Raw genomic sequence first — 25,980 nt, forward strand, 5'->3', positions numbered from 1 at the left:
CTTTGGAAAACGCCTCCGCTCCGCCGGGGGCGTTTTTCGTTGTGCGGGAACGGTCCGCATACCGGCCCGGGCTGGTTCCGGACGGTGCAGAAGTGTTGTGCCGCAGCCTTTACGTGGTATGCGTGTGTGCAACCTTCCAGCCAGCAGCAGTGAAACAGCAATGACCAGACCGGCTCGCGATCCAGTGAGAAAAGGCGCCAGATCGGCGGCCTGGGCGATTTTGGGCCTGTTCCTTTTATGCGCCGGGGGTTTCGGCCTCTTCGGGCGCAGCGAATGGAACCCGCTTGTCTCGGCGGCGGAGCGGACAGCGGAGGATATCGCGACGTCCTCAGTGGCCGTGTATGTCTCGCTGCGCGCGATCAATGCTGCGCTGTCCACCGCTCAGGAGATCGAGGTGGGCGCGTCGGTCGTCGGGCAGGCGAGCCTTCAGCCGCTGAAGGTACTGGAACCCGTTGACGATACGGTGGAACGCGTGGCCGATGCCGTCTTTCTCGTTGCGGCCGGGGCCGCACTGGCAACTGTCGGTTTGGCGCCCGTGGTTTCTGTCGGGCTTGTTGTTCTCGGCGCCGGACTGTTGGGCCGGGGCGCCGCCGGATTTTACCCCGGTCTCGCCGGACCGGTGACACCGTTTTGCAATCGGGGGATTGCTTTCGGCTTTGCAGTTGGCCTTGCCATGCCTCTGGTCTTTGCCATCGGTGTTTGGGCCGGAGAGCGCGCCACCGGAGCCCGGATGAGCGCTGCGATGGCTGAGCTTGACGGTGTCGCGCAGCAGGCGAAAATTCTCATCGGGGCAGAGCAAGCAGAAGCGGCGGAGACGTCCCGGGAAGAGGACAGGGAGGCCGGGGTTTTGGGATGGCTGAGCGGCCAGATCGCCGGCGTCAGCGATGGAATAAGCGGTGTCTTTGAGCAAAGCGGCCGGTATCTCGAGGCGGCGCAGGTCTTTGTGGAGGAGGCCGACTCTATTCTTCGCGCATCCCTGACACTCATCGGCATCTTCACGCTCCGCATGCTTGTATTGCCGGTCTTCCTGCTGTGGGGGGCCATGACGCTGTTCAGGGCCGTTCAGCGTCCCGGGGCCTGAAGCAGATACCCCGAACGGGACTTGCACGGCCGGCCTGGCAGGCCTGCGCAGATCGCGGACCTTCCCATTGAGCGCGGAGGATTGAGCAGGGGCAGGACGGCTGAACGGCCTGCAAGGCCCCTTGCAGCGCATGCATAGCGGGTTGCCGGTTGCGTCAGTTGTTCGACTCATCCCCTGGTCCTATCTCGGTGTCACAGCAAACGACCAAAAACGGACCGCCGGGAATAGGCCCGGCCCGCAACAGACAAGGACCTGAACGATGGCACATGTTATCTCCGCTGCACACACCGGCCACAGCCTCACTGCCCGCATCCGCGCAACCGTTGACGGGCTGATCGACTCCTGGGCCAAAGCCCGCGAATTCCAGCGCACCTACAACGAGCTGGACGCGCTGAGCGACCACGAGCTGTCCGACATCGGCGTCCGCCGCAGCGATATCGCCGACATCGCGCGCCAGCACGTCTACGGCTAAGAATTCCCTTTCTCCCGGGCGCTCCTCTCCTCCTCCTCTTCAAAGCCCGGGCCAAAGCGCCTCTGCCCCACGCGGGGCGGGGGCGTTTTCTTTTGCCGGCTTTCAAGATCCCTCACGCATTTGTGCTATGCGTGCCCGGCATAGCCGCCAGACCAAAGCGCCCGTTGCACCTCCGCCGGGCCATCCTTATTTCCCGTTCACCTCAGACGAACAGATCAAGCGACGCGCCGGAGGCACGCTCCGGCAGCGCAGCGAAGGAACAAGAACAATGGCTTATTCGACTCTCACCGCGCCGGTTTCCGCCGGCATCCCCGCCCGCCTGGCAGGCATTGTGTCCGGCCTGATCCGGAACTGGCAGCTGCGCCGCGAATACCGGCAGACCGTCCACGCGCTGCGCGCGCTCTCGGCCCGCGATCTGGCCGACATCGGCCTCAGCCGCTGCGCCATCCCGGGCGCCGCCCGCGAGCACGTCTACGGCAAGTGATCTCCCTGGCCGGCTGACGGATCCTCCTCCCTCTCCGAAAGCCCGGCCCCAAAGCGCCCCTGCCGATCCGGCGGGGGCGTTTTTGTTTTCAGGTTCAGCACCCCGCCCGGCCGGCAGGCCGGGCAGCGCCCGGACCTCCCCCGTCAAACCGAAGGTTTGCCTCTGGCAAAACGGGAGGGCGCTTTCAGCACCCGCCCCGAGGTCCGGCCGCTGCTCTCAGCGGCCTTCAGACCCGGGGTGTACTGGCCTGTTGCGCATCCACCGTACGCACCGCCTACTGCGTTTTAACCCGGCTCTGGCAATCTCATCCCCGGTCATGATCACCCGCCGGGCCTGACACCCCCGGCACCTGGAACTGGGCTCCGGTCTGGCACCCGGAGCGCGCAGACGCGTTTTCGCATGGGGGCAACCCCATCCCAACTCCACCCCGGCGGCGCCGCCACCCTTTAACGGACGGCCAGCAGCGGAACGGAACAGAGAGACAGACGGCAGGATGCGCAACCGGCAGGGCAGGGGCCTTGGCGGGGAGCGAAGACGTGTCGAGAAACTATAGATCGAATCTAGGCTTTTTCCTCACAGGGCTACTTTCGCGCGAAGATCGCCATCCCAGGTCCATTAGAGCCCGGAAACTGATAACCCATGTGAGTAACAACATTTACTACTGCGACGCATAGCTCAGCCGTAGCAACCTGAACTGTCCGAAGAAAATCTACATCAACTGGACCGTCCCAAACTTCTAGTCTTTTGTTGACATAGAACGGTGTGACCTTCCCGAAGGAGTCAGGCGCTGGCCAATGGGCGTGGCACAAAACGTTTCTCATCTCCGCTGCGCGCTCAAGCTCGGCTTTCAGCACGTCGATGTCGACTATCGACAAGTCCGGATGCCTCTTCGCGGCGGCGATGAACTCATCAACGAGCGGCTTTAGCGGGTTGTAGAGAGAGCGTTCGAGCTGTTTGAGCCACTTCTCGTACTCTTTTTCGATTTCGTCCTCTGGGTAAGATCTAGTTGCGGTAAGAGCGAAGATCGCACGTCCTAAAAAGTACTCTAAGGTTCCAAAACTTGCTACGGTTTTACCCAAAAGGCACCAGTGTTCATCGGTAAGTAGGTGGCATGGAAACCCTGATGGAAGGCGATCTTGATCTATAATGTGACGTTTCACTTTGTTCATGCCGGTGACCTTTTTAGGATTGTTCGCGAAAGTTATTCGCCATTGAGGTGAGCTGATCAAGGCACCTCTTGATCCCAACCCCCAACCCGTCTATAGGCACCCGGTGGCGTTCTGCGCCACGGAATCACCAATCAAGAAACGCCGCGGTTGGCCCATTCCGCTTCGGGGGTCACATCCGGCAAGGAGAAGCGACATGAAACTTCACGAACTGCGCGACAATGCAGGCGCCGCCAAGAAACGCACCCGTGTGGCCCGTGGCCCGGGTTCCGGCAAAGGCAAAATGGGCGGCCGCGGCATCAAAGGCCAGAAATCCCGTTCGGGCGTCTCGATTAACGGCTACGAAGGCGGCCAGATGCCCTTGTACCAGCGTCTGCCCAAGCGCGGCTTCAACAAGCCGAACCGCAAGGCATACGCCGTTGTGAACCTGGGCCTGATCCAGAAATTCATCGACGCAGGCAAGCTGGACGCAGCCTCCATCACCGAGGATTCGCTGGTTGCCTCCGGCCTGGTCCGCCGCAAGCTGGACGGCGTCCGCATCCTGGCCAAAGGCGAAATCACCGCCAAAGCAACCATCGCTGTCACCGGCGCATCCGCTGCTGCTGTTGACGCCGTGGCAAAAGCTGGCGGCACTCTGACTGTGGCAGCCCCCGCCGCCGCAGAGTAACGGCTTGTGAGCGGCGCCAATGCCGCTTACATAGTCTCCGAGTTTTCCTAGAACGCCGCCCGAGCCGGAAAACGGTTCCGGGCGGCGTTTCGCTAAAGAAGAGACCTTTTCATGGTATCAGCAGCAGAACAAATGGCGGCAAACACCAGCTGGGCTGCCCTTGGCAAAGCTACGGATCTGCGCAACCGCATCCTGTTCACCATCGGCCTTTTGATCGTCTACCGCCTGGGCACCTTCATTCCGGTTCCCGGCATCGACGCAGCCGCCCTGCGCCAGTTCATGGAACAGGCAGGCCAGGGCATCGGCGGCATGGTGTCGATGTTCACCGGCGGCGCGCTTGGCCGCATGGGGATCTTTGCCCTCGGCATCATGCCCTATATCTCCGCCTCCATTATCGTTCAGCTTCTGACCTCGATGGTGCCTTCGCTTGAGCAGATCAAGAAAGAGGGCGAGCAGGGCCGCAAGAAGATCAACCAGTACACCCGCTACGGCACCGTGGCACTGGCGACCGCGCAGGCCTATGGCCTTGCCGTGTCGCTGGAGCAGGGTGACCTGGCGACCGATCCGGGCATGTATTTTCGCATGGCGTGCATGATCACCCTGGTCGGCGGCACCATGTTCCTGATGTGGCTGGGCGAGCAGATCACCCAGCGCGGCATCGGCAACGGCATCTCGCTGATCATCTTCGTCGGCATCATCGCCGAGGTCCCGGCAGCGATTGCCCAGTTCTTCGCCTCCGGCCGTTCCGGCGCGATCAGCCCGGCGGTGATCATCGGTGTGATCCTGATGGTGATTGCGGTGATCATGTTCGTGGTGTTTATGGAACGCGCGCTGCGCAAGATCCACATCCAGTACCCGCGCCGCCAGGTCGGTATGAAGGTCTATGACGGCGGCTCCTCGCACCTGCCGGTCAAGGTGAACCCGGCGGGCGTGATCCCGGCGATCTTCGCCTCCTCGCTCCTGCTGCTGCCGACCACCATCTCGGCGTTCTCCTCGGGCGCGGCCACCGGTCCGGTGATGTCCTGGCTGCTGGCGAACTTCGGCCCCGGCCAGCCGCTGTACCTGCTGTTCTTCGTCGCGATGATCGTGTTCTTTGCCTATTTCTACACCTTTAACGTCTCCTTCAAACCGGAGGACGTGGCGAACAACCTGAAGAACCAGAACGGCTTTGTCCCCGGCATCCGCCCCGGCAAGAAGACCGCCGAATACATCGAGTATGTGGTCAACCGCGTGCTGGTTCTGGGCTCCGGCTACCTGGCGCTGGTTTGCCTGCTGCCGGAAGTCCTCCGCGGCCAATTCGCCATCCCGGTTTATTTTGGCGGCACGTCCGTTCTGATTGTGGTATCCGTCACCATGGACACCATTCAGCAGGTGCAAAGCCACCTCCTCGCGCATCAGTATGAGGGCCTTATCGAGAAGAGCCAGCTGCGCGGGCGCAACAAGAAACGGACAAAACGGGGACCCTCTCGCCGATGACCAACATTATTCTCCTTGGCCCGCCTGGTGCGGGCAAAGGTACGCAAGCGCGCTACCTGGTTGAATCCCGCGGCATGGTGCAGCTCAGCACCGGCGACATGCTGCGGGAGGCCCAGACCTCCGGCACCGAAATGGGCAAGAAAGTTGCCGCCATCATGGCTGAGGGCAAGCTGGTCACCGACCAGATCGTGATCGGCCTGATCCGCGAAAAGCTGCAGGGCGGCGCCGAGGGCGGTTTCATCTTCGACGGTTTCCCGCGCACCCTGGCCCAGGCCGACGCGCTGGCCAATCTGCTGGAGGAGATGGACCTCAAGCTCGACGCCGTGATCGAGATGCAGGTCGACGACGACGCGCTGGTTGCCCGCATCACCGGCCGCTCCACCTGCGGCGGCTGCGGCGAGGTCTACCATGATCAGACCAAGCCCTGGCCGGCCGACGGCAAATGCGCCAACTGCGGCAGCGCCGATGTGCAGCGCCGGGCGGACGACAATGAGGACAGCCTCAAGACCCGCCTGATGGAATACTACAAAAAGACCTCGCCGCTGATTGGCTACTACTACGCCAAGGGCAACCTCCAGCGCCTGGACGGCCTCGCCTCGATCGAGGAAGTCCGCAAGAGCATGGCCTGGATCATGGGCGAATAAGCCGCCCGTTTACCGGATCGAAGTGCCCCGTGCTGCATAAGCGCGGGGCATTTTCATTTCCGGAGGCCCCGATGCCCGCACCCCGCCTGCAACTGCCCGCCGCATGTGCCGCGATGATAGCCCTGTCCGGCCCGCTGTCTGCGCAACAGCTCTATCTCGATGACGCCGCTGCCTGCGACCGGGTGCTGATCAGCGAGGACGGCATACTGGATTATGCTGCGGAGGGCGGGCTGATCCTGAACAGCAGCGGCTTCAACTCTCTGGAGTATTTCTGCAGCTTCCAGCCGCCGATCCGGTTCGGCCAGCGCAGCTACAGCGCAACCGACCACACGGGCCGCTGCGAGCTGCCCGGCCCGCAGTATTTCCCGCAGCTGTTCACGATAGTTCTGGACCCTGAGGAACCGGGCACTGTATCCATCTGGATGGGTGAGGCCGAGCCGCTGCAGTTCTTTGCCTGCAGCAGCTGACGGGGCAGGGGGCGGCGTGCCCCGCGTTTTCTCAGATCACGGGTTGACCCCCGCGGCAATTCCACATAGGCAACCCCATCCCTTCTGGGAATGATTCCCGGCGGATGGATTCGTCTGTCTGCCTTACCACCTCGAAATGCTGGACCCTCTGGCCACACTGCCACGGTCAAGTGTTGTGAAAAAAGGTTCCGGCGTTACGGAACCGCAACGAAAAGGAAAGTGACACGTGGCACGTATTGCCGGCGTTAACATCCCGACTGCAAAGCGGGTTCCCATCGCCCTCACCTACATCACCGGTATCGGCAACACCTCGGCCAAAGCGATCTGCGAAGCCGTGGGCATCGACGCAACCCGTCGTGTGAACGAACTGTCCGACGCTGAAGTTCTGGCCGTGCGCGAGCACATCGACGCCAACTACACCGTCGAAGGCGACCTGCGCCGTGAAGTGACCATGAACATCAAGCGCCTGATGGACCTGGGCTGCTACCGTGGCCTGCGCCACCGCCGCAACCTGCCGGTCCGCGGTCAGCGTACCCACACCAACGCCCGTACCCGCAAGGGCCCGGCGAAGCCGATCGCCGGCAAGAAGAAGTAAGGGGGGCTTGATCAATGGCACGCGATAAAACCCGCATTAAGCGTAAAGAGCGCAAGAACATCGCCTCCGGCGTTGCTCACGTGAACTCTTCGTTCAACAACACCAAGATCCTGATCTCCGACGTGCAGGGCAACGCGATCTCGTGGTCGTCCGCCGGCACCATGGGCTTCAAAGGCTCCCGGAAATCCACTCCTTACGCGGCTCAGATGGCTGCTGAGGACGCGGGCAAGAAAGCCCAGGAACACGGTGTGAAGACCCTGGAAGTCGAAGTTCAGGGCCCCGGCTCTGGCCGTGAATCGGCTCTGCGCGCTCTGGCCGCCATCGGTTTCAACATCACCTCGATCCGTGATGTGACCCCGATCGCGCACAACGGCTGCCGCCCGCCGAAGCGCCGCCGCGTCTAATTCGAATTTTTTGCTGGGGCCCCGCTTGATTCGCAGGGCCCCAGTGCGTCATTTAAACCTCGGGCGTCCTTGGCCTTCCGGACATGGGGCAGGGACAGGAATGGAGGGAACGCATGATCCATAAGAACTGGGCAGAGCTGATCAAGCCGGCACAGCTGGAAGTGAAGCCGGGCAACGATCCTGCACGCCAGGCAACTGTCGTCGCAGAGCCGCTGGAACGCGGTTTCGGCCTGACCCTGGGCAACGCGCTGCGCCGCGTCCTGATGAGCTCGCTGCAAGGCGCGGCCATCACCAGCGTGCAGATCGACAACGTCCTGCACGAGTTTTCGTCCGTGGCCGGTGTCCGTGAAGACGTCACCGACATCATCCTGAACCTCAAGGGCGTGTCCCTGCGCATGGAAGTCGAAGGCCCCAAGCGCCTGTCGATCAATGCAAAGGGTCCGGCAGTTGTCACCGCTGGCGACATCGCCGAAACCGCAGGCATCGAGGTTCTGAACCGCGACCACGTGATCTGCCACCTGGACGACGGCGCCGACCTGTTCATGGAACTGACCGTGAACACCGGCAAAGGCTATGTTTCGGCAGACAAGAACAAGCCGGAAGACGCACCGATCGGCCTGATCCCGATCGACGCGATCTACTCGCCGGTCAAGAAGGTCTCCTATGACGTTCAGCCGACCCGTGAGGGCCAGGTGCTGGACTATGACAAGCTGACCATGAAGGTGGAAACCGACGGCTCCATCTCTCCTGACGATGCTGTGGCCTATGCTGCCCGCATCCTGCAGGACCAGCTGTCAATCTTCGTCAACTTCGACGAGCCGGAATCGGCCGGCCGCCAGGACGAGGACGATGGTCTGGAGTTCAACCCGCTGCTGCTGAAGAAAGTGGACGAGCTGGAACTGTCTGTCCGTTCGGCAAACTGCCTGAAGAACGACAACATCGTCTATATCGGCGACCTGATCCAGAAGACCGAAGCGGAGATGCTGCGCACCCCGAACTTCGGCCGCAAGTCGCTGAACGAGATCAAAGAGGTTCTGTCGGGCATGGGCCTGCACCTCGGCATGGACGTCGAGGACTGGCCGCCGGACAACATCGAAGATCTGGCCAAGAAGTTCGAAGACAGCTTCTAAAGGTTTCGAGGAGGGCTCCGGCCCTCCTCTTCAATGCCCGGGACTGCCGGGGAATGAGAGTGAGAAAGGCTCCAGTGGAGCGTTTCGAGCTTGAATGGGCACCCGCCCCAAGGTGAGCGGCTGACACGCATCAGCCGCCTGACAAAGCAAAACGCAAGATAAGGAATTGAAAAATGCGTCACGCACGTGGTTACCGCCGCCTGAACCGTACTCATGAGCACCGCAAGGCCCTGTTCTCCAACATGGCCGGCTCGCTGATCGAGCACGAGCAGATCAAGACCACCCTGCCCAAAGCAAAAGAACTGCGCCCGATCATTGAAAAACTGATCACTCTGGCGAAACGCGGCGACCTGCACGCCCGCCGTCAGGCAGCTTCCAAGCTGAAAGAGGACAAGGACGTCGCGAAACTGTTCGAGGTTCTGGGCCCGCGCTACAAGGACCGTCAGGGCGGCTATGTCCGTGTCCTGAAGGCCGGCTTCCGTTACGGCGACATGGCTCCGATGGCGATCATCGAGTTCGTCGACCGCGACGTTTCCGCCAAAGGTGCTGCCGACAAGGCCCGCCTGGAAGCAGAAGAAGCAGCTGCTGAAGCAGACGAATAAGACGCGCTGAACCTTTCGGGTTCACCTGTCTCGCCCCCGCTCCGACCGGAGCGGGGGTTTTTCTTTACGCCACGGCAGCTCCCGGCGTTCCGGATTCACTTTCCAAGCGAAAGGGAATCGTAATTTTCTTCTGCCTTAACGTTGTCATCCGAAATTTCCGGGACAGATGTGATGGCAAAGAAGAAGACGTCCGCGGCCAGGCGGTTCTCACTGGCAAATCTCAGCACCAAGGTGAAAATCGTATCCGTTGCGGTGCTGCCGCTGCTGCTGGTGCTTGGCGTAGGGGTGCTGGCGGTCTTCAACCTGGGCCGGATGGAGCAATCGGCCAAAGCGGTGGACCACACCCAGGAGATCCTGACCGGATCGCAGTCCCTGGCGGAGGCGGCCTCGCAGATGGAGGCGGGCCTGCGCGGCTACCTGCTGGCGGGACGGGAGGAGTACCTGGTCCCCTTTGAAGAGGGCAAGAGCCAGGTGGCGGAAACCCTTTCCAGCCTGCGCGGCCTGGCAGCGGGCGATGCGGACATGCTGGCCACCCTGGACGAGGCGGAGCAGATCCTGACCGGCTGGCAGGAAAACGTGGCGGTCGGCGCCATCGAGCTGCGCCGCGAGATCGGCGACGCCATGACCATGAACGACATGGCCGCCGAGGTGAAAAAATCCAAGGGCCGGGTCTATTTCGAGGAGTTCCGCACCGAGATCACTAAGGTGATCGAGGAGGAGGAAGTCGAGCTCAACAACCGCCGGAACACCTTTATGTCGCTGGTCAATGCCGGGATTGCCGATGCGGACTACCTGAACACCTCGCTGCAGGCGGTGGAGGAGACCCACAAGGTGATCAGCCGGGCCAAGGACCTTCTGGCCGCCGCCGTTGACATGGAAACCGGCATGCGCGGGTTCCTTCTGGCAGGCGACCGGGCGTTCCTCGATCCGTATATGGAGGGCAACGGGCGCTTCAACGAGGTGATGGCCGATCTCCGCCTGGCGCTGGCCGACAACCTGATCCAGACGAACCGGCTGAATGCCGTGGCCAAGATCATCGACAACTGGCGCAATGACGTAGTTGTGCCGATGCTGCAGCTGCGCCGGGTGATCGGCAGCGCCGCCACCATGGACAACATGGCCGACCTGGTGGCCGAGGGCCGCGGCAAGGAGTATTTCGACAGCTTCCGCGCCACTATGGCCGCGCTGCAGGCGGCAGGCACAGAGGCCATGGCCAGCCGCCGGGCCGCCAACGAGGAACTGGGCGCCCAGACCCGCACCATGATCCCCGCTGCCATCGGCGGCGCGATCCTGATCGGCGGCATCCTGGCGCTTCTGATCGCTTCCGGCATCGCCTCGGGCATCCGCCGCATCGTGGTGTCGATGCGCGGTCTGGCCGAGGGCAACAACGCGGTTGAGATCCGCGGCCAGAACCGCGGTGATGAGGTCGGCGACATGGCCCGCGCGCTGGAGAAGTTCCGCGATGAGCTGGTGCGGATGCAGGAGGCCGAACAGCAGAAGGCCGAGAGCAAGGACGCAGAGCTGGCCGGCGTGGTGCGCGAGCTCAGCGAGCGGCTGTCGCGCCTGTCGCAGGGCGACCTGACCGTCCGCATCGCCGAGGAGTTCCCGGAGGAATACGAACAGCTGCGCGCCGATTTCAACGGTTCGATCGACAATCTGAACGCCACCGTGCAGCAGGTGATCGAGGCGTCCTCGAGCATCCGCAACGGCGCCGCCGAGATCAGCCAGGCCTCCGACGACCTGTCGCACCGGACCGAGAGTCAGGCTGCGACGCTGGAGGAAACCGCGGCCGCAATCGATGAACTGACTGCCAGCGTGAAATCGGCAGCCGAAGGCGCCCGCAACGTGGAAAACACCGTGCGCGAAGCCCGTCAGGAAGCCGAGACCAGCGGCGAGGTGGTGCAGGATGCGGTCGCCGCCATGGGCGGGATCGAGGAAAGCTCCAGCAAGATCAGCCAGATCATCGGGGTGATCGACGACATTTCCTTCCAGACCAACCTCCTGGCGCTGAATGCCGGGGTGGAGGCCGCGCGTGCGGGCGAAGCAGGCCGCGGCTTTGCCGTGGTGGCCTCCGAGGTGCGGGCGCTGGCGCAGCGCTCCTCGGATGCGGCGATGGAAATCAAGACGCTGATCTCCGACAGCTCCCGCCAGGTGGATCAGGGGGTTGATCTGGTCGGCCGCGCAGGCCAGGCGCTGCAGTCAATTGTGGGCCGCGTCAGCCATATCTCGCAGCTGGTCTCCGAAATCGCCGAGGGCGCGGAGGAACAGTCCACCGGCCTGCATGAGATCAACACCGGCGTGACCCAGCTGGATCAGGTGACCCAGCAGAACGCGGCGATGGTGGAGGAAGCCACCGCGGCGGGCCACATGCTGAACACCGACGCAATGAAGCTCGCCGAGCTGGTGGCGCGGTTCCAGGTGGACGGTAGCACGGCTGCGCCTGCAGCTCCGGCGGCGGTCGCAGACGCTCTCCCCTCTGCCCATGGCGATGAGGATTGGGGCAGCGGCGACTGGGAGGTGGAGGCCAGCCCGGCGCCGGTTGCGGTGCCTGCGGGCGATGGCAATGCCGCCCGCGATCTGTGGCAGGACTTCTAACCGCTGCCTCCAGGAAAACGCCAAGGGCCCTCCCTCACGGGAGGGCCTTTTACTGTGCCGTGGGCGCATTTACGGGATGACAGCCCTGCGAATCTCCGCTAGCGTCCGGGCCATGACCCGTACCTATGCCGCATTCTGGTATTTCTTTTATCCGCGCCACATGGCGGACGGAGGGGTCAGCGCATTCCCGGGTTAAGAGACCGGAAAGCACCAGGATACCACCAACCGCCCGCAGCCCGCAGGCGGTTTTTTCGTATCCGCCGCAGCGCCAAGGGCCTCCCGCCAAGGAAGCTGAAACATGACACCCCAGACCGAAAACCTCCGCATCACCGGCATGCAGGAACTGATCTCGCCCGAGGATCTTGCAGCGCAGCTGCCCTCGACGGCGGCGGCCACGGATACTGTGCTGGCCAGCCGCACCGCCATTCAGGACGTGCTGCACGGCCGTGACGGCCGGGTGATCGCAGTGGTCGGCCCCTGTTCGATCCACGACCCCAAGGCGGCGATGGAATACGCCGAGCGCCTGGCGCCGCTGCGCGAACGTCTGGCAGGCGAGCTGGAGATCGTGATGCGGGTCTATTTCGAGAAACCCCGCACCATCAGCGGCTGGAAGGGGCTGATCAACGATCCCGGCCTCGACGGCTCCTTCCGCATCAACGAAGGGCTGGGTCTGGCCCGCCGCTTGTGCCTGGACATCAACGCCCTGGGCCTGCCGGTCGGGACCGAGTTCCTGGACACCGCGGTGCCGCAGTACATCTCCGACCTGGTCGCCTGGGCCGCCATCGGCGCCCGCACCACCGAAAGCCAGATCCACCGCGAGATGGCCTCCGGTCTCAGCTGCCCGGTCGGCTTCAAGAACGGCACCCGCGGCAATGTGCAGATCGCGGTGGACGCGGTGCGCTCCGCCGCCCACCCGCATCATTTCATGGCGCTGGCCAAGTCGGGGCGGGCGGCAATCGCGGCCACCAGCGGCAACCCGGACTGCCACGTGATCCTGCGCGGCGGCGGCGGCACCAACTACGACGCGGCCTCCGTCGATGCGGCCTGCCAGCTTGCGGAAAAGGACGGCATCCGCGGCCATGTGATGATCGACGCCAGCCATGCCAACAGCGGCAAGGATCCGATGAAGCAGCCCGCGGTGTTGCGCGATGTGGCGGCGCAGATCGCCGGCGGCGACAGCCGCATCACCGGCGTGATGGTGGAAAGCCACCTGGTGGCGGGCCGCCAGGACCTGGGCAAGGGCGAGCTGACCTACGGCCAGTCGATCACCGACGGCTGCCTGGGCTGGGAGGACACCGTGGCAGAGCTGGAGCATCTGGCCGAGGCGGTTGCCAAACGCCGCGCAGCGGTGGCGCAAACGGAGCCGGCTGAAGCCTGAGGCCTGCCAGGGGCGCGCGCTCCGCGGCGCGTGCCCCTCTCGCGCGGACAAGGGCGTGCACGGCGGCACTGCAGTTTCTGTTGCATGCCGCCGCGTCTTCCGCATCCTTGGGGCAGCGGCGCCGCAGCGGGGGAGAACAGCATGCTGGAACAACTGCCGGAACGGATCGAAGGCCCGGCGGCATGGACCGGGCAGGACATGCAGGCGCATCCCGGACGCTGGCTGGTGCAGCTGACGCCGGAGGACATCGCCGACCTGGAACAGGCCGCGCGCAATTACCTGAGCCTGGGCCGCGGCATCGGGGAGATCACCAAGGCGGATTTTCCGCTGACCCGCTTTGCAGCCCATCTGGAGGCGCTGAAGGACAAGCTGCTGCACGGCATCGGGTTCGAGGTGCTGCGCGGCCTGCCGGTGGCGGGCTGCAGCCAGGAAATGGCGGCGGCCATCTTCTGCGGCGTGGGGGCGCATCTGGGCTCCGCGCGCTCGCAGAACGCGGCGGGCCATATCCTGGGCCATGTGCGCGACATTGGCGCCGATGCCGCTGACCCCAACACCCGCATCTACCAGACCCATGCGCGCCAGACCTTTCACACCGACAGCGCCGATGTGGTGGGCCTCTTGTGCCTGCAGGAGGCGAAGGAGGGCGGCGATTCGCTCTTGGTCAGCGCCGAGGCGATCTATAACCGGATGCGCTCCGAACGCCCGGACCTGCTGGCGCGGCTGTTCGACCCGATTGCCACCGACCGCCGCGGCGAGGTGCCGGAAGGGATGCAGCCCTTCATGACCATCCCGCCGCTCAGCTGGCACGAGGGCAGGCTCACCGTGTTCTACCAGCGCCAGTATATCGACAGCGCCCAGCGGTTCCCCGAAGCGATGCGGCTGACGCCGGAGCATGTTGCGGCCCTCGATATGTTCGACGCGCTGGCCAATGACCCGGCGCTGCACCTGACCATGCGGCTGCAGCCCGGCGACATGCAGTTTGTCTACAACCACTCCCAGCTGCATGACCGCACCGGCTTCACCGACTGGCCGGAGCCCGCGCGCCGCCGCCACCTGTTCCGCCTGTGGCTGTCGCCGGAGGGCGACCGGGAACTGCCGGAGTGCTTCAAGCAGCGCTACGGCAGCATCACCCCCGGCTGCCGCGGCGGCATCGTCACCAGGGGCACCAGGCTGCACGCGCCGCTGGATTGAGCCCTGCCGGCCCTACCTTCATCTGGCCGGAAATATCCCGGGGTGAACCGGCCGTCAGGCCAAGAGGGGCAGCGCCCCTCCGCCCCTTGGGGCGCTCCCGTCTTGCATTCCGCCAGCGCACTCCGCATATCCTTCGGGCAACAGCTGCTGGAGAGCCCATGATCCGTCCTGCCTTGACCGCCATTGCCCTGTGTCTTGCCCTGCCGTCCCTGACGCTGCCCGCCGCCGCCGAAACCCGGGTGCCGCAGAGCCAGGCGGAGATTGCGCTGGGGTTTGCGCCGCTGGTCAAGGAGGCCTCGCCGGCGGTGGTGAACATCTATGCCAAGGTGGTGCGCCAGGTGCAGCAGCGCCGCCGCTCTCCGTTCATGAACGATCCGTTCTTCGACGATTTCTTCCGCGGCTTTGCCCAGCCGCAGCCGCGGGTGGAGAACTCGCTCGGCTCCGGGGTGATCCTGTCGGCGGACGGCATCGTGGTCTCCAACTACCATGTCGTCGGCAGCGCCACCGAAATCCGCGTGGTGACCAATGACCGGCGTGAGTACAATGCCCGGGTGATCCTGGGCGACAAGGCCAGCGACCTGGCGATCCTGCAGCTGGAAGAGGCCGCGGACCTGCCGCACCTCACGCTGCGCGACAGCGACGAGGTGCAGGTGGGCGAGCTGGCGCTGGCGATCGGCAACCCGTTCGGGGTCGGGCAGACCGTCAGCAGCGGCATTGTCTCGGGCCTGGCGCGCACCGGCATGGGGGCGGGCGACGGGTTCGGCTACTACATCCAGACCGATGCGCCGATCAACCCGGGCAACTCCGGCGGCGCGCTGATCGATGTGAATGGCGACCTGATCGGCATCAACACCCGCATCCTGTCCCGCTCCGGCGGCTCCAACGGCATCGGCTTTGCAATCCCCGCCAACCTGGTCAAACAATTCGTGGAGCAGGCGCAAAACGGCGCTGAGGAGTTCAAGCGCCCCTGGGCCGGCATGGCCGGGCAGCCGGTGGATGCGGATCTGGCGGCCTCGATGGGGATGGAGCTGCCGGAGGGCATGGTGGTCTCCGACCTGCACCGCGAAAGCCCCTTTGCCAAGGCGGGGTTCAGGGTGGGCGACGTGATCACCCATGTGGATGGAGAGGTGGTGAACTCTCCTTCCGAGATGGTGTTCCGCATGTCGGTCTCCGGCCTCGGCGGCACAGCTGAGATCACCCGCCTGCGCGGGACCGAGCGCGAGGTGGTCGCAGTGCCGATGATCACCGCGCCGGACCAGCCGCCCGCCAACCCGGTGCAGCTGGATGAAAAGACCGCGCTGCCCGGCCTTACCGTGGCGCAGATCAATCCGCAGGTGATTGCCCGCCTCGGCCTGCCCTTGTCGGCGGAGGGCGTGGTGGTCACCGATCCCGGCCCCTATGCGGGCCGCGGCGGGGTGCGGCCCGGCGATGCGCTGCTGGCGGTCAATGGCCAGCCGGTGACCAGCACCGATGATGTTTACGCATTCCTGGCGGGCAGCGGCCGCTGGATCCAGCTGGACCTGAACCGCCGCGGCCAGCACGTCACTCTGCGGTTCCGCACCTGATGGCGGACCTGTTCGGCAGCCCGGCGCCCGCGGGCGGCGATGCGCAGCAGCCCGCGCCCAACCGGCCGCTGGCCGACCGGCTGCGGCCGCAGTCGCTGGCGGATGTGATCGGCCAGGAACAGGTTCTGGGGCCGGAGGCGCCCTTGGGCGTGATGCTGGCCTCGGGGTCTTTGTCGTCGCTGATCTTCTGGGGGCCGCCGGGGGTGGGCAAGACCACCATCGCGCGGCTGCTGGCGCAGGAGACCGACCTGCATTTCGTGCAGATTTCGGCCATCTTCACCGGCGTGCCGGAGCTGCGCAAAGTGTTCGAGGCCGCAAAAATCCGCCGCCAGAACGGCCAGGGCACGCTGTTGTTCGTGGATGAGATCCACCGTTTCAACAAGGCCCAGCAGGACGGCTTCCTGCCGCATATGGAGGATGGCACCATCCTCTTGGTCGGGGCGACGACGGAGAACCCCTCGTTTGAACTGAACGCCGCTGTGCTCAGCCGCAGCCAAGTGCTGGTGCTGGAACGGCTGTCGCTGGCCGATCTTGAGCGCCTGACCCAGCGCGCCGAGAAGGAGCTGGGCCGCGCCCTGCCGCTGACGGGGGATGCCCGCGATGCGCTGCACGAGATGGCCGACGGCGACGGCCGGGCGCTGCTCAATCTGATCGAACAGGTTGCCGCCTGGAAGGTGGAGGCACCCTTGGGGCGGGAGGCGCTGTCCAGCCGGCTGATGCGCCGCGCGGCCAAGTTCGACAAGTCCGGCGACGAGCATTACAACCTCATTTCCGCCCTGCACAAATCCATCCGCGGCTCCGACCCGGATGCAGCACTCTACTGGCTGGCGCGGATGCTGGAGGGCGGCGAGGACCCGCGGTTCCTGGCCCGGCGCCTGACGATGATGTCGACCGAGGACATCGGCATGGCCGATCCGCAGGCCAACACGGTCTGCCTAAATGCCTGGCAGACCTACGAGCGCCTCGGCAGCCCCGAGGGTGAGCTGGCGCTCGCGAATGCCGCGGTCTATCTGGCGCTGGCGCCGAAATCCAACGCGGTCTACGTCGGCATCAAAGCAGCCCGGCGGCTGGCCAAGCAAACCGGCAGCGCGCCGCCGCCCAAGCACATCCTGAACGCGCCGACCAAGCTGATGTCGGAGCAGGGCTATGGCGATGGCTATGCCTATGATCACGACGCCGAGGACGGGTTCTCCGGCCAGAACTACTTCCCAGACGGGGTGAAGCGGCCGGTGCTGTATCAGCCGGTGGAGCGGGGGTTCGAGCGCGAGCTGAAGCGGCGCACGGACTATTTTGCGAACCTGCGGCTGAAGCGGAACAAGTGAAGCGGCTTTGCCCGCAAAGCCGCTGCCTGCGGCGCGAGTATTTGGGGAAAGATGAAAGGGCGGGCAACTAGGCTTCTTTTGGAAAACAATCCCAATCCAGCTCTGCAGCTAAATAGGCTTTGAGCAGCTTCGAAGCGCTTTCGTCCCCCATGAAGGCTGATGCAGTCAGTAATTGCAGGAATTTGAGCTCGTCCTGTTCAACTCCATCATCGCCGTGCCGGTAGAGCCATGCCAAGTCAAAGACAGCGCGTTTGTGTTTCAGTCGGGCAAGCGCCTTCAGACCCTCAGTCCGGCGCTTGTCAAAATCCGCTCCGCTCTCTTCGAGGGAAAACATAAGATTCAGATAGAGGGCGTCTTGATCTCCGGTTTCCACGAGTGGCTGAAGGATTTCGGAGAGTTTTTCCAGTTCGCCTTGTCTCAACAGGGCGCAGCAATGATTGTAAGCTTTGGCATCCATATTGTGTGCTCCTAAACCTCGGTTTGCCCTGTGTGAAGCTGTAGAGACTTAATTCAGCGCCATGCTAAGAACGCATGGCGGCGAAAACTTGACAATACACCCCGCCCGCGCGACAGGACGGGGATGATTTCTTCGGTTTCCATGGTGGCCCTTGGCGGCGCAATCGGGGCGGTGTGCCGCTATCTGGCCGGGCTGGGCATCATCCGGGTCCTGGGGCACCATGACTTTCCGGTGGCGATCCTGACGGTGAACATCCTCGGATCCTTCCTGATGGGGATGTTCGTGGTGGCGGCGGCGCTGCGGGACCTGACCTGGCTCAGCCCCTTGGTGATGACCGGGCTGCTGGGCGGGTTCACCACCTTCTCGGCGTTCTCGCTGGAGACCGCCAACCTGATCGAGCGCGGCGCCTTCGGGCAGGCGGCGCTGTATGTAGCTTTGTCCGTGGGCCTGTCGGTCGGCGGATTGTTTCTGGGCCTGATGGCAGCAAGAGGAGTGTTCGCATGAGCGGCGTTCAGATGATTACCGTCAGCGAAGACGACAGCGGCCAGCGCATCGACCGCTGGCTGCGGCGGCTGTTTCCGCATGTGAACCAGGGCCGCATCGAGAAGATGTGCCGCAAGGGCGAGCTGCGGCTGGATGGCACCCGGGTCAAGGCCAATACCCGCGTCGAGGCGGGGCAGGTGGTGCGGGTGCCGCCGCTGGCGGACAGCGACCTGAAACCGGCTGCGCCGCGCGAGATGAAAATCTCGGATGCCGATGCCAAGATGATCCAGGCCTGTGTGATCTACCGCGACGATGATGTGATCGTGCTGAACAAGCCCGCAGGACTGGCGGTGCAGGGCGGCTCCGGCACCACCAAGCATGTGGACGGGCTGGCCGAGGCGCTGAAGTTCGGGCTGGAGGACAAGCCCAAGCTGGTGCACCGGATCGACAAGGACACCTCCGGCGTGCTGGTGCTGGCGCGGAACCGGAAGGCGGCGCAGGGGCTGACCGCCGCCTTCCGCCACAAGAACACCCGCAAGATCTATTGGGCGCTGGTGGCCGGCGTGCCGACGCCGTACCTGGGCGAGATCAAGAACGGGCTGGTGAAGGCGCCGGGCCACGGCAAGTCCGGCGAGGGCGAGAAGATGATCAACGTGCATCCGCACGACATCGACGATACCCCCGGCGCCAAGCGGGCGCACACGCTGTATGCCACGCTCTACCGCGTCGCCTCCCGCGCCGCTTGGGTGGCGATGGAGCCCATTACAGGCCGTACCCACCAGCTGCGGGCGCATATGTCCGGCATGGGGCATCCGATTGCGGGCGACGGCAAATACGGCGGCTCCGGGCAGGAGAACCTGGGCGACGGCTGGGGCGCGCAGATCGGCGGGGTGATCTCCAAAAAGCTGCACCTGCATGCGCGCCGGATGGTGTTTGAGCACCCCGTCACCCGCAAGGAAATCTCCGTGGTGGCGCCGCTGCCGGAGCATATGAAGGAAAGCTGGGACACCTTCGGGTGGACCGAGGACCTGGCCGCCGATGACCCGTTCGAGGACCTGAAGTGAGCGCAGAGCTACGGCTGATCCTGTTTGACGTTGACGGCACCCTGGTGGACAGCCAGGGCGCGATCACCGGCGCGATGGCGGAGGCGTTCGAAGGCGCCGGGCTGGAAACGCCGCCCCGCGACGCAATCCTGTCCATCGTCGGCCTGTCGCTGCCGCTGGCCATGGCGGAGCTGGCGCCGGATCAGGACGCCGCCACGCTGGAGGCGCTGGTGGAGGGCTACAAATCCTCCTACATGCTGGCGCGCGAGGCGGCGGGGGCGGCGCATTCGCCGCTTTACCCTGGAACGCGGGAGATGCTGGCGGAGCTGAACGAGGTGCCGGAATACCTGCTGGGGGTCGCCACCGGCAAATCCCAGCGCGGGGTCGAGGCGCTGATCGCGGCGCACGGGCTGAGCTGTTTCGTGACCCGGCAGGTGGCGGATCATCACCCGTCGAAGCCGCATCCGTCTATGGTTCTGACAGCGATGGCGGAGACGGGCGTGAACCGGGACAGCACCGTGATGATCGGCGACACGCGGTTTGACATTGAAATGGGGCGCGCAGCGGGGGTCACCACCATCGCCGTGCCCTGGGGCTATCACCCGGCAGAGACATTGGGCGCCGATTACCTGATCCGCGATTTCGCGGAGCTGCGCCCGCTGCTGGCAGAGATCTGGAAAGGCTAAGAGATGAGCGGCTGGGCACAGAAACGGTTCTGGAAAGCGGTCACCGTGGCGGAGACCGCAGACGGGTTTGCGGTGGAGCTGGACGGCCGCCGGGTCAAGACCCCGGCCAAGGCGCCTTTGGCGGTGCCGACCCGCGCCATGGCAGAGGCGATTGCCGCGGAATGGGACGCCCAGACCGAATCAGTTGATCCGAAAACCATGCCCTGCACCCGCTCGGCGAATGCCGCGATTGACAAGGTGACACATCAGCACAGCGAAGTGGCGGCGATGCTGGCCGAATACGGCGACAGCGATCTGTTGTGCTACCGGGCCGGGTCTCCGGTTGAACTGGCGGCCCGGCAGGCCGCCGAATGGGACCCGGTGCTGGACTGGGCAGAGGCGGAACTGGGCGTGCGCCTGCAGCCCCGGACCGGGGTTCTGCACCAGCCGCAGGAGGCGGCGGCGCTGGCGGTTCTGGCAGAGAAAACCCGCGCGATGACGCCGTTCCAGCTGGCCGCATTTCACGATCTGGTAGGCATTTCAGGCTCTTTGATCCTTGGGTTTGCGGCCGCATCGGGCTGGCGAAGCGCCGAGGAGATCTGGCTGCTGTCGCGGCTGGATGAGCGCTGGCAGGAAGAGCAGTGGGGCGTGGACGAGGAAGCCCAGGCTGCCGCGGAAGTGAAACGGCAGGAATTCCTGCACGCCAAGCGATTCTACGATTTTTCCTGAGAGGACAAGAAATTACTTTTCCACAGGGGGAACCCGAAACAAAATTCCGCGCGCAAGCCCCGCGTGCGGAATTCGTACATCGAAATTCCTGATAGCACACTTGACGTTTGCTGATGAATGCGCCCAAACTCAGCGACGAATTAGGGGTAAACCCTTCTTCAGTCTCATATCCGGCGGGGGATCGCCGGAAAATAAGAACCGCCGAATGGCGGGCTATCAGGAAGAGGTAAATATGAAAAAATCCGTTATTTTGGGCGCAATGACCTTTGCCGGTCTTGCGGCTGGCGCAGCATCCGCCGGCACGCTGGACGACGTGAAGGCCCGCGGCAAGCTGAACTGCGGCGTCACCACCGGCCTGGTCGGCTTTGCGGCCCCGAATGCAAACGGTGAATGGGAAGGCTTTGACGTTGCCGTGTGCCGTGCTGTGGCTGCAGCCGTGCTGGGCGACTCCAATGCTGTCGAATTCGTGCCGACCACCGGCAAGACCCGCTTTACCGCGCTGGCATCGGGCGAGATCGACATGCTGGCCCGCAACACCACCTGGACCTTCAGCCGCGACGTTGACCTGAAGTTCGAATTCGTGGGCGTCAACTACTATGATGGCCAGGGCTTCATGGTCCCGAAAGAGCTGGGCGTGTCCTCGGCCAAGGAACTGGACGGCGCCACCGTCTGCATCCAGACCGGCACCACCACCGAGCTGAACCTGGCGGACTTCTTCCGCTCCAACAACATCAGCTACGAGCCGGTTCCGATCGAAACCAACGCCGAAGCGCAGCAGCAGTACCTGGCAGGCGCCTGTGACGTCTACACCACCGACGCCTCCGGCCTGGCCGCAACCCGCGCCACCTTCGACGATCCGGCCGGCCACGTGATCCTGCCGGAAATCATCTCCAAGGAGCCGCTGGGCCCGCTGGTCCGCCACGGCGACCACGAGTGGGGCGACGTTGTCCGCTGGAGCCTGAACGCGCTGGTCGCGGCAGAAGAGCTGGGCATCACCTCGGCCAACCTGGGCGAAATGGCAGCCGGCACCGAGAACCCGGAAATCAACCGCCTGCTGGGCACCGAGGGCACCCTGGGCGAAATGCTGGGCCTGTCGGCTGACTGGGCCAAGAACGCGATTGCCGCTCAGGGCAACTACGGCGAGATCTTTGCCAAGAACATCGGCGAAGACACTCCGGTCGGCCTGGCCCGCGGCCTGAACGCCCAGTGGACCGAAGGCGGCCTGCTGTACGCTCCGCCGTTCCGCTAACCACACCACCGGGAGGGGCGCAGGACATTCCTGCGCCCTTTTCCTATCTGAAAAAAGCTCCGGCAAGCTGCGGAGCGGGGACAACCCCGCCAGGATCAGGACGCCGGAGTCAGGGGATCACAATATATGTCAACGCTTACTGACCCGCCGGCCGAAGGCTTTCGGCTGTCTATGCTCATAAACGATACCCGCTATCGTTCCCTGACCTTCCAGGTGATTGCGGCGATCGTTCTGGCCCTGTGTATCTGGTATCTGGGCAACAACCTGATCCAGAACCTTCGCGCTGCCGGGCTCAATATTTCCTACACCTTCCTTGGCGACTCGGCCGGGTACGACATCAACCAGACCCTGGTTGAATACGACAGCCAGTCCAGCCACGCGCGCGCCGCGCTGGTCGGATTGCTGAACACCCTGCTGGTGGCCTTCCTGGCCTGTATCACCGCCACCGTCTTCGGGGTGATCGCCGGGGTTCTGCGGCTCTCCAACAACTGGCTCGTCTCCAAGCTGATGGCGGCCTATGTGGAGATCTTCCGCAACATCCCGGTGCTGATCTGGATCATCATCATCTTCACCATCATGACGGCAGTGCTGCCGGGCCCGCGGGCGTTCCGCGGCGACAATGCCACCGCCAGCATGCTGTTTGACTCCTTCGCCTTCACCAATCGCGGCATCTACACGCCGATGCCCTGGTTCCAGAACGGCATCTTTGCCAGCACCGCGATGAACTGGCTGCTGATCCTGGCCGGTTTCGCGCTGTCCTGGATTGTGGCGCATCAGATCAACGTTCGGGCCAGCCACAAGCAGGAAGCCACCGGTGTCCGCCCCAAGACCCTGCTGCCGATCCTCGCAGCCTGGCTGGTGCCGTTCCTGGCGCTGACACTGATCATGGGGCTGACCTGGGAATACCCGGAACTGAAGGGCTTCAACTTCAGTGGCGGCATCAAGGTTGGCGGCCCGCTGATCGCGCTGTGGTTCGCGCTGTCGATCTACACCGGCGCCTTCATCGCGGAAAACGTCCGGGCCGGCATCCAGGCGGTGTCCAAGGGCCAGACCGAGGCGGCATCCGCGCTGGGCCTGCGCCCGCGCCGGGTGATGAACCTGGTGGTTCTGCCGCAGGCGCTTCGGGTCATCATCCCGCCGCTGATCTCGCAGTTCCTCAACATCACCAAGAACTCTTCGCTCGCCATCGCCGTGGGCTATGCGGATATCACCGCAACCCTGGGCGGCATCACGCTGAACCAGACCGGCCGCGCCATCGAGTGCGTGCTGCTCTTGATGCTGTTCTACCTGACCGCCTCGCTGGTGATCTCGATGGTGATGAACGTCTACAACGCATCTGTGAAGTTGAAGGAGCGCTGAGGCATGAGCGATACACACGCACACACCGTCGCCTTTGTCCGCGAAACCGAGATCCCGCCGGCCCCGCCGCCGGCATCGGAAACAGGCGTGGTGAAATGGCTGCGCGAGAACCTGTTCTCCAACGCCGCGAACTCCGCGCTGACCATCGTGGCGCTGGCCGCGATATACATGGTGCTGAGCAACATCCTGCCCTGGGTGCTGAACGGGGTCTGGACCACCAACTCGCTGGCCGAGTGCCGCGAAGTGCTGCAGGGCAAGATCGGGGCCTGTTTCTCGGTCCTGACCGAGCGCTGGAACCAGCTTCTCTACGGCTTCAAGTACCCGGGGGACCAGTACTGGCGGCCGAACCTGGCGCTGGTGCTCTTCCTCGTCGCTGCGGCCCCGGTCCTGTTCTTCGATCTGCCGCGCAAACTGCTGGCCTTCACCGCTGTCTACCCCTTCCTGGCATTCTGGCTGATCTGGGGCGGAACGCTGATGGTGCCGGTGGTGGCGCTTCTGGGCTTCGTCGCGGCCGCGGCCGTGTTCCAGAAGTACGGCAAGAGCAGCTTTGCCATCGGCTTTTTCGGGGCGATCGCAGTGGCGCTTGCAGTCTGGGTTATCGGCGGCGAGCTGATCCCCGAAGGCGCGTCGGAGGATGCCTGGCTGTCCCCGGTGCCTTCGCGCGATCTGGGCGGCTTCATGCTGAACATGATGCTGGGCGTGACCTGCGTGTCGCTGTCGCTGCCGCTGGGTATCGCACTGGCGCTGGGCCGCCAGTCGGACATGCCGCTGATCAAGTGGATGTGCGTGATCTTCATCGAGTTCGTGCGCGGCGTGCCGCTGATCACCCTGCTGTTCGTGGCATCGGTGATGCTGGCCTACTTCTTCCCGCCGGAAAGCACCGTCGACCTGTTCCTGCGCGTGGTGATCATGATCACCATGTTCTCGGCAGCCTATATCGCCGAGGTGATCCGCGGCGGTCTCGCGGCCCTGCCGAAGGGACAGTACGAAGCAGCTGACAGCCTTGGCCTGGACTATCCCCAGGCGATGCGTCTGATCATCCTGCCGCAGGCGCTGAAGATCTCCATCCCGGGCATCGTGAACGTGGCCGTCGGCCTGTTCAAGGACACCACCCTGGTCTCGGTCATTTCGATGTTCGACCTGGTTGGCATGATCCGCGGCCCGATCCTCGCCTCCACCGAGTGGAACGGGGTCTATTGGGAGCTTCTGGGCTTTGCCGCGCTTCTGTTCTTCGTCGTCTGCTACGGCATTTCTCAATACTCACAGTGGCTCGAGCGCCGTCTCGCCACCGACCACCGTTAAGGAGTTCAACATATGTCTGAACTTATGTCCGACCGCGCAATCGACCGCTCCAAGATGACCGTGAGCGACGAGGTCGCCATTGAAATCAACAACATGAACAAGTGGTACGGGTCCTTCCACGTGCTGCGCGACATCAATCTGACCGTCAACCGCGGCGAACGGATTGTGATCGCGGGCCCGTCCGGCTCCGGCAAATCCACCCTGATCCGCTGCCTCAACGCGCTGGAAGAGCACCAGCAGGGCAAGATCGTGGTGGACGGCACCGAGCTGTCCAACGACCTCAAGAACATCGACAAGATCCGTTCCGAGGTCGGCATGGTGTTCCAGCACTTCAACCTGTTTCCGCATCTGACCATCCTGGAGAACTGCACCCTGGCGCCGATCTGGGTCCGCAAGACCCCCAAGAAGGAAGCCGAAGAGCGGGCGATGCACTTCCTGGAGAAGGTGAAAATCCCGGAGCAGGCCCACAAGTACCCGGGCATGCTGTCGGGCGGCCAGCAGCAGCGTGTGGCGATCGCGCGCTCGCTCTGCATGATGCCGCGCATCATGCTGTTCGATGAACCCACGTCGGCGCTCGACCCGGAGATGATCAAGGAGGTGCTCGACACCATGATCGAACTGGCCGAGGAAGGCATGACCATGCTCTGCGTGACCCACGAGATGGGCTTTGCCCGCCAGGTGGCGAACCGGGTGATCTTCATGGACGCGGGGCAGATCGTCGAACAGAACGAGCCGGAAGAGTTCTTCAACAACCCGAAGAGCGACCGCACCAAGCTGTTCCTCAGCCAGATCCTGGGTCACTGAAGCCCCATTTGGCGGCGGGCGCAAACGCCGCCCCTGCGGAACACCGCAAAACAGAAAGGCCGGGCACTGCGCCCGGCCTTTTTTGTTCCAGGGGTCTCGGTCAGGAATGGCTGGCGAACACTTCTGTCGTGCCGTCTGCCAGGATCAGCAGGGTGTCAAACGCCTCGCGCTCATCGCCCATTTCCATCCCCGGCGAGCCGACCGGCATGCCCGGCACGGTCAGCCCCAGCGCGGCGGGCTGTTCCGCCAGCAGCCGCTGGATGTCTGCGGCGGGCACATGCCCCTCGATCACGTAAGGCCCGGCCATTGCGGTGTGGCAGGAGGCCAGATCGCCGGTGACGCCTAGCCGCTCCTTCATCGCCCACAGATCCTCGTTCGGCACATTGCGCACCTCGGTCCGGAAACCGGCGGCGGCCAGGTGATCGGCCCAGGCAGTGCAGCAGCCGCAGGTGGGCGACTTCATGATCCGGATGGCCTCCGGTGCCGCGGCGAAACCTGGCAGGGCGGTGAGGGGCAGGGCGGCTGCGGCCAGCAGCAGTGAACGGCGGTGCATGACGGTCTCCAGTCCGGCAAATGTCTGTGCGGCTGACTATCTAGTCACGCCTTCGCGCGGGCGCCAGAGGCCTCCCGCGCGGGATGCGCCAGCTTGC

General features: G+C 64.1%; 27 protein-coding genes. 24 read left to right on the forward strand and 3 right to left on the reverse strand.

Annotated elements, in window-relative coordinates:
- The first annotated feature begins 160 nt into the window (after positions 1–160).
- The 3 genes from AC58NV_RS06515 to AC58NV_RS06525 all read left to right on the forward strand — a co-directional run bounded on the left by AC58NV_RS06515 (position 161) and on the right by AC58NV_RS06525 (position 2,037).
- Positions 161–1,081, forward strand: coding sequence for a hypothetical protein (locus AC58NV_RS06515; RefSeq protein WP_497226414.1), 921 nt, complete (start codon positions 161–163; stop codon positions 1,079–1,081).
- Between the two features lie 259 nt (positions 1,082–1,340).
- Complete coding sequence (locus AC58NV_RS06520; RefSeq protein ID WP_497226415.1) at positions 1,341–1,553, forward strand: DUF1127 domain-containing protein; 213 nt, start codon at positions 1,341–1,343, stop codon at positions 1,551–1,553.
- A gap of 268 nt (positions 1,554–1,821) precedes the next feature.
- Positions 1,822–2,037 carry a DUF1127 domain-containing protein gene (locus AC58NV_RS06525; protein WP_174148067.1) on the forward strand — a complete coding sequence of 72 codons (216 nt, stop codon included), beginning with the start codon at positions 1,822–1,824 and terminating at the stop codon, positions 2,035–2,037.
- Between the two features lie 581 nt (positions 2,038–2,618).
- On the opposite strand, the gene AC58NV_RS06530 is transcribed toward AC58NV_RS06525, so the two are convergent.
- Positions 2,619–3,206, reverse strand: a complete 588-nt coding sequence (locus tag AC58NV_RS06530; RefSeq protein WP_497226416.1) for a hypothetical protein — start codon at positions 3,204–3,206, stop codon at positions 2,619–2,621.
- A gap of 193 nt (positions 3,207–3,399) precedes the next feature.
- Between AC58NV_RS06530 and rplO the strand changes: the two genes are divergently transcribed.
- The 13 genes from rplO to AC58NV_RS06595 all read left to right on the forward strand — a co-directional run bounded on the left by rplO (position 3,400) and on the right by AC58NV_RS06595 (position 17,239).
- On the forward strand, positions 3,400–3,870 hold the full coding sequence (rplO, locus tag AC58NV_RS06535) for a 50S ribosomal protein L15 (protein WP_019298008.1): 471 nt from the start codon (positions 3,400–3,402) through the stop codon (positions 3,868–3,870).
- 111 nt (positions 3,871–3,981) lie between these two features.
- The gene (secY, locus tag AC58NV_RS06540) at positions 3,982–5,346 is read left to right on the forward strand and encodes a preprotein translocase subunit SecY (protein WP_497226417.1); all 1,365 of its coding nucleotides are present in this window, start codon (positions 3,982–3,984) and stop codon (positions 5,344–5,346) included.
- Entirely contained in the window at positions 5,343–5,990 is a 648-nt protein-coding gene (locus tag AC58NV_RS06545; protein ID WP_497226418.1) for an adenylate kinase, read from the forward strand. Before secY ends, AC58NV_RS06545 begins: the two co-directional genes overlap by 4 nt.
- 71 nt (positions 5,991–6,061) lie before the next feature.
- On the forward strand, positions 6,062–6,457 hold the full coding sequence (locus AC58NV_RS06550) for a hypothetical protein (RefSeq protein WP_497226419.1): 396 nt from the start codon (positions 6,062–6,064) through the stop codon (positions 6,455–6,457).
- A gap of 226 nt (positions 6,458–6,683) precedes the next feature.
- Positions 6,684–7,052 carry a 30S ribosomal protein S13 gene (gene rpsM / locus AC58NV_RS06555; protein ID WP_019298012.1) on the forward strand — a complete coding sequence of 123 codons (369 nt, stop codon included), beginning with the start codon at positions 6,684–6,686 and terminating at the stop codon, positions 7,050–7,052.
- Positions 7,053–7,066: 14 nt separating this feature from the next.
- Complete coding sequence (rpsK, locus tag AC58NV_RS06560; protein WP_065268163.1) at positions 7,067–7,456, forward strand: 30S ribosomal protein S11; 390 nt, start codon at positions 7,067–7,069, stop codon at positions 7,454–7,456.
- 113 nt (positions 7,457–7,569) lie between these two features.
- A complete protein-coding gene (locus AC58NV_RS06565) occupies positions 7,570–8,586 on the forward strand; it encodes a DNA-directed RNA polymerase subunit alpha (protein WP_019298014.1) in 1,017 nt (338 codons plus the stop codon).
- A 173-nt stretch (positions 8,587–8,759) separates the two neighbouring features.
- On the forward strand, positions 8,760–9,188 hold the full coding sequence (gene rplQ / locus AC58NV_RS06570) for a 50S ribosomal protein L17 (protein WP_019298015.1): 429 nt from the start codon (positions 8,760–8,762) through the stop codon (positions 9,186–9,188).
- Between the two features lie 171 nt (positions 9,189–9,359).
- Positions 9,360–11,783: a CHASE3 domain-containing protein gene (locus AC58NV_RS06575; RefSeq protein WP_497226420.1), complete on the forward strand. Its 2,424-nt coding sequence runs from the start codon at positions 9,360–9,362 to the stop codon at positions 11,781–11,783.
- A gap of 298 nt (positions 11,784–12,081) precedes the next feature.
- Positions 12,082–13,161: a 3-deoxy-7-phosphoheptulonate synthase gene (locus tag AC58NV_RS06580; protein WP_497226421.1), complete on the forward strand. Its 1,080-nt coding sequence runs from the start codon at positions 12,082–12,084 to the stop codon at positions 13,159–13,161.
- Positions 13,162–13,302: 141 nt separating this feature from the next.
- The gene (locus AC58NV_RS06585) at positions 13,303–14,352 is read left to right on the forward strand and encodes a TauD/TfdA family dioxygenase (protein WP_497226422.1); all 1,050 of its coding nucleotides are present in this window, start codon (positions 13,303–13,305) and stop codon (positions 14,350–14,352) included.
- A 158-nt stretch (positions 14,353–14,510) separates the two neighbouring features.
- Positions 14,511–15,917 (forward strand): trypsin-like peptidase domain-containing protein, encoded by a 1,407-nt coding sequence (locus tag AC58NV_RS06590; RefSeq protein ID WP_497226423.1) that lies wholly within the window; start codon positions 14,511–14,513, stop codon positions 15,915–15,917.
- Entirely contained in the window at positions 15,917–17,239 is a 1,323-nt protein-coding gene (locus AC58NV_RS06595) for a replication-associated recombination protein A (protein ID WP_497226424.1), read from the forward strand. Before AC58NV_RS06590 ends, AC58NV_RS06595 begins: the two co-directional genes overlap by 1 nt.
- Before the next feature lie 67 nt (positions 17,240–17,306).
- Here AC58NV_RS06595 and AC58NV_RS06600 read toward each other — a convergent pair whose 3' ends face one another.
- Positions 17,307–17,696: a hypothetical protein gene (locus tag AC58NV_RS06600; RefSeq protein ID WP_222508048.1), complete on the reverse strand. Its 390-nt coding sequence runs from the start codon at positions 17,694–17,696 to the stop codon at positions 17,307–17,309.
- Between the two features lie 123 nt (positions 17,697–17,819).
- On the opposite strand from AC58NV_RS06600, the gene crcB reads away from it, so the two are divergent.
- The 8 genes from crcB to AC58NV_RS06640 all read left to right on the forward strand — a co-directional run bounded on the left by crcB (position 17,820) and on the right by AC58NV_RS06640 (position 25,330).
- On the forward strand, positions 17,820–18,200 hold the full coding sequence (gene crcB / locus AC58NV_RS06605; protein WP_271906644.1) for a fluoride efflux transporter CrcB: 381 nt from the start codon (positions 17,820–17,822) through the stop codon (positions 18,198–18,200).
- Complete coding sequence (locus AC58NV_RS06610; protein WP_497226425.1) at positions 18,197–19,243, forward strand: RluA family pseudouridine synthase; 1,047 nt, start codon at positions 18,197–18,199, stop codon at positions 19,241–19,243. Before crcB ends, AC58NV_RS06610 begins: the two co-directional genes overlap by 4 nt.
- Positions 19,240–19,908, forward strand: coding sequence for an HAD family hydrolase (locus AC58NV_RS06615; RefSeq protein WP_497226426.1), 669 nt, complete (start codon positions 19,240–19,242; stop codon positions 19,906–19,908). Before AC58NV_RS06610 ends, AC58NV_RS06615 begins: the two co-directional genes overlap by 4 nt.
- A gap of 3 nt (positions 19,909–19,911) precedes the next feature.
- Entirely contained in the window at positions 19,912–20,616 is a 705-nt protein-coding gene (locus AC58NV_RS06620) for an ATP12 family chaperone protein (RefSeq protein ID WP_497226427.1), read from the forward strand.
- 232 nt (positions 20,617–20,848) lie between these two features.
- Positions 20,849–21,865: an amino acid ABC transporter substrate-binding protein gene (locus tag AC58NV_RS06625; RefSeq protein WP_366662125.1), complete on the forward strand. Its 1,017-nt coding sequence runs from the start codon at positions 20,849–20,851 to the stop codon at positions 21,863–21,865.
- A gap of 126 nt (positions 21,866–21,991) precedes the next feature.
- A complete protein-coding gene (locus AC58NV_RS06630; RefSeq protein ID WP_497226428.1) occupies positions 21,992–23,224 on the forward strand; it encodes an amino acid ABC transporter permease in 1,233 nt (410 codons plus the stop codon).
- Positions 23,225–23,227: 3 nt separating this feature from the next.
- Positions 23,228–24,526, forward strand: coding sequence for an amino acid ABC transporter permease (locus AC58NV_RS06635; protein WP_497226429.1), 1,299 nt, complete (start codon positions 23,228–23,230; stop codon positions 24,524–24,526).
- Between the two features lie 12 nt (positions 24,527–24,538).
- Positions 24,539–25,330 (forward strand): amino acid ABC transporter ATP-binding protein, encoded by a 792-nt coding sequence (locus AC58NV_RS06640; protein ID WP_366662128.1) that lies wholly within the window; start codon positions 24,539–24,541, stop codon positions 25,328–25,330.
- Between the two features lie 100 nt (positions 25,331–25,430).
- On the opposite strand, the gene AC58NV_RS06645 is transcribed toward AC58NV_RS06640, so the two are convergent.
- Positions 25,431–25,883, reverse strand: coding sequence for a DUF411 domain-containing protein (locus tag AC58NV_RS06645; RefSeq protein ID WP_497226430.1), 453 nt, complete (start codon positions 25,881–25,883; stop codon positions 25,431–25,433).
- Between the last annotated feature and the right edge of the window lie 97 nt (positions 25,884–25,980).

The organism is Leisingera sp. ANG49 (assembly GCF_059694505.1).

Coding starts and splice junctions, on each gene's coding strand:
- AC58NV_RS06515 (WP_497226414.1), top strand. CDS start 161: ATGACCAGACCGGCTCGCGATCCAGTGAGAAAAGGCGCCAGATCGGCG.
- AC58NV_RS06520 (WP_497226415.1), top strand. CDS start 1,341: ATGGCACATGTTATCTCCGCTGCACACACCGGCCACAGCCTCACTGCC.
- AC58NV_RS06525 (WP_174148067.1), top strand. CDS start 1,822: ATGGCTTATTCGACTCTCACCGCGCCGGTTTCCGCCGGCATCCCCGCC.
- AC58NV_RS06530 (WP_497226416.1), bottom strand. CDS start 3,206: ATGAACAAAGTGAAACGTCACATTATAGATCAAGATCGCCTTCCATCA.
- rplO (WP_019298008.1), top strand. CDS start 3,400: ATGAAACTTCACGAACTGCGCGACAATGCAGGCGCCGCCAAGAAACGC.
- secY (WP_497226417.1), top strand. CDS start 3,982: ATGGTATCAGCAGCAGAACAAATGGCGGCAAACACCAGCTGGGCTGCC.
- AC58NV_RS06545 (WP_497226418.1), top strand. CDS start 5,343: ATGACCAACATTATTCTCCTTGGCCCGCCTGGTGCGGGCAAAGGTACG.
- AC58NV_RS06550 (WP_497226419.1), top strand. CDS start 6,062: ATGCCCGCACCCCGCCTGCAACTGCCCGCCGCATGTGCCGCGATGATA.
- rpsK (WP_065268163.1), top strand. CDS start 7,067: ATGGCACGCGATAAAACCCGCATTAAGCGTAAAGAGCGCAAGAACATC.
- AC58NV_RS06565 (WP_019298014.1), top strand. CDS start 7,570: ATGATCCATAAGAACTGGGCAGAGCTGATCAAGCCGGCACAGCTGGAA.
- rplQ (WP_019298015.1), top strand. CDS start 8,760: ATGCGTCACGCACGTGGTTACCGCCGCCTGAACCGTACTCATGAGCAC.
- AC58NV_RS06575 (WP_497226420.1), top strand. CDS start 9,360: ATGGCAAAGAAGAAGACGTCCGCGGCCAGGCGGTTCTCACTGGCAAAT.
- AC58NV_RS06580 (WP_497226421.1), top strand. CDS start 12,082: ATGACACCCCAGACCGAAAACCTCCGCATCACCGGCATGCAGGAACTG.
- AC58NV_RS06585 (WP_497226422.1), top strand. CDS start 13,303: ATGCTGGAACAACTGCCGGAACGGATCGAAGGCCCGGCGGCATGGACC.
- AC58NV_RS06590 (WP_497226423.1), top strand. CDS start 14,511: ATGATCCGTCCTGCCTTGACCGCCATTGCCCTGTGTCTTGCCCTGCCG.
- AC58NV_RS06595 (WP_497226424.1), top strand. CDS start 15,917: ATGGCGGACCTGTTCGGCAGCCCGGCGCCCGCGGGCGGCGATGCGCAG.
- AC58NV_RS06600 (WP_222508048.1), bottom strand. CDS start 17,696: ATGGATGCCAAAGCTTACAATCATTGCTGCGCCCTGTTGAGACAAGGC.
- crcB (WP_271906644.1), top strand. CDS start 17,820: ATGATTTCTTCGGTTTCCATGGTGGCCCTTGGCGGCGCAATCGGGGCG.
- AC58NV_RS06610 (WP_497226425.1), top strand. CDS start 18,197: ATGAGCGGCGTTCAGATGATTACCGTCAGCGAAGACGACAGCGGCCAG.
- AC58NV_RS06620 (WP_497226427.1), top strand. CDS start 19,912: ATGAGCGGCTGGGCACAGAAACGGTTCTGGAAAGCGGTCACCGTGGCG.
- AC58NV_RS06625 (WP_366662125.1), top strand. CDS start 20,849: ATGAAAAAATCCGTTATTTTGGGCGCAATGACCTTTGCCGGTCTTGCG.
- AC58NV_RS06630 (WP_497226428.1), top strand. CDS start 21,992: ATGTCAACGCTTACTGACCCGCCGGCCGAAGGCTTTCGGCTGTCTATG.
- AC58NV_RS06635 (WP_497226429.1), top strand. CDS start 23,228: ATGAGCGATACACACGCACACACCGTCGCCTTTGTCCGCGAAACCGAG.
- AC58NV_RS06640 (WP_366662128.1), top strand. CDS start 24,539: ATGTCTGAACTTATGTCCGACCGCGCAATCGACCGCTCCAAGATGACC.
- AC58NV_RS06645 (WP_497226430.1), bottom strand. CDS start 25,883: ATGCACCGCCGTTCACTGCTGCTGGCCGCAGCCGCCCTGCCCCTCACC.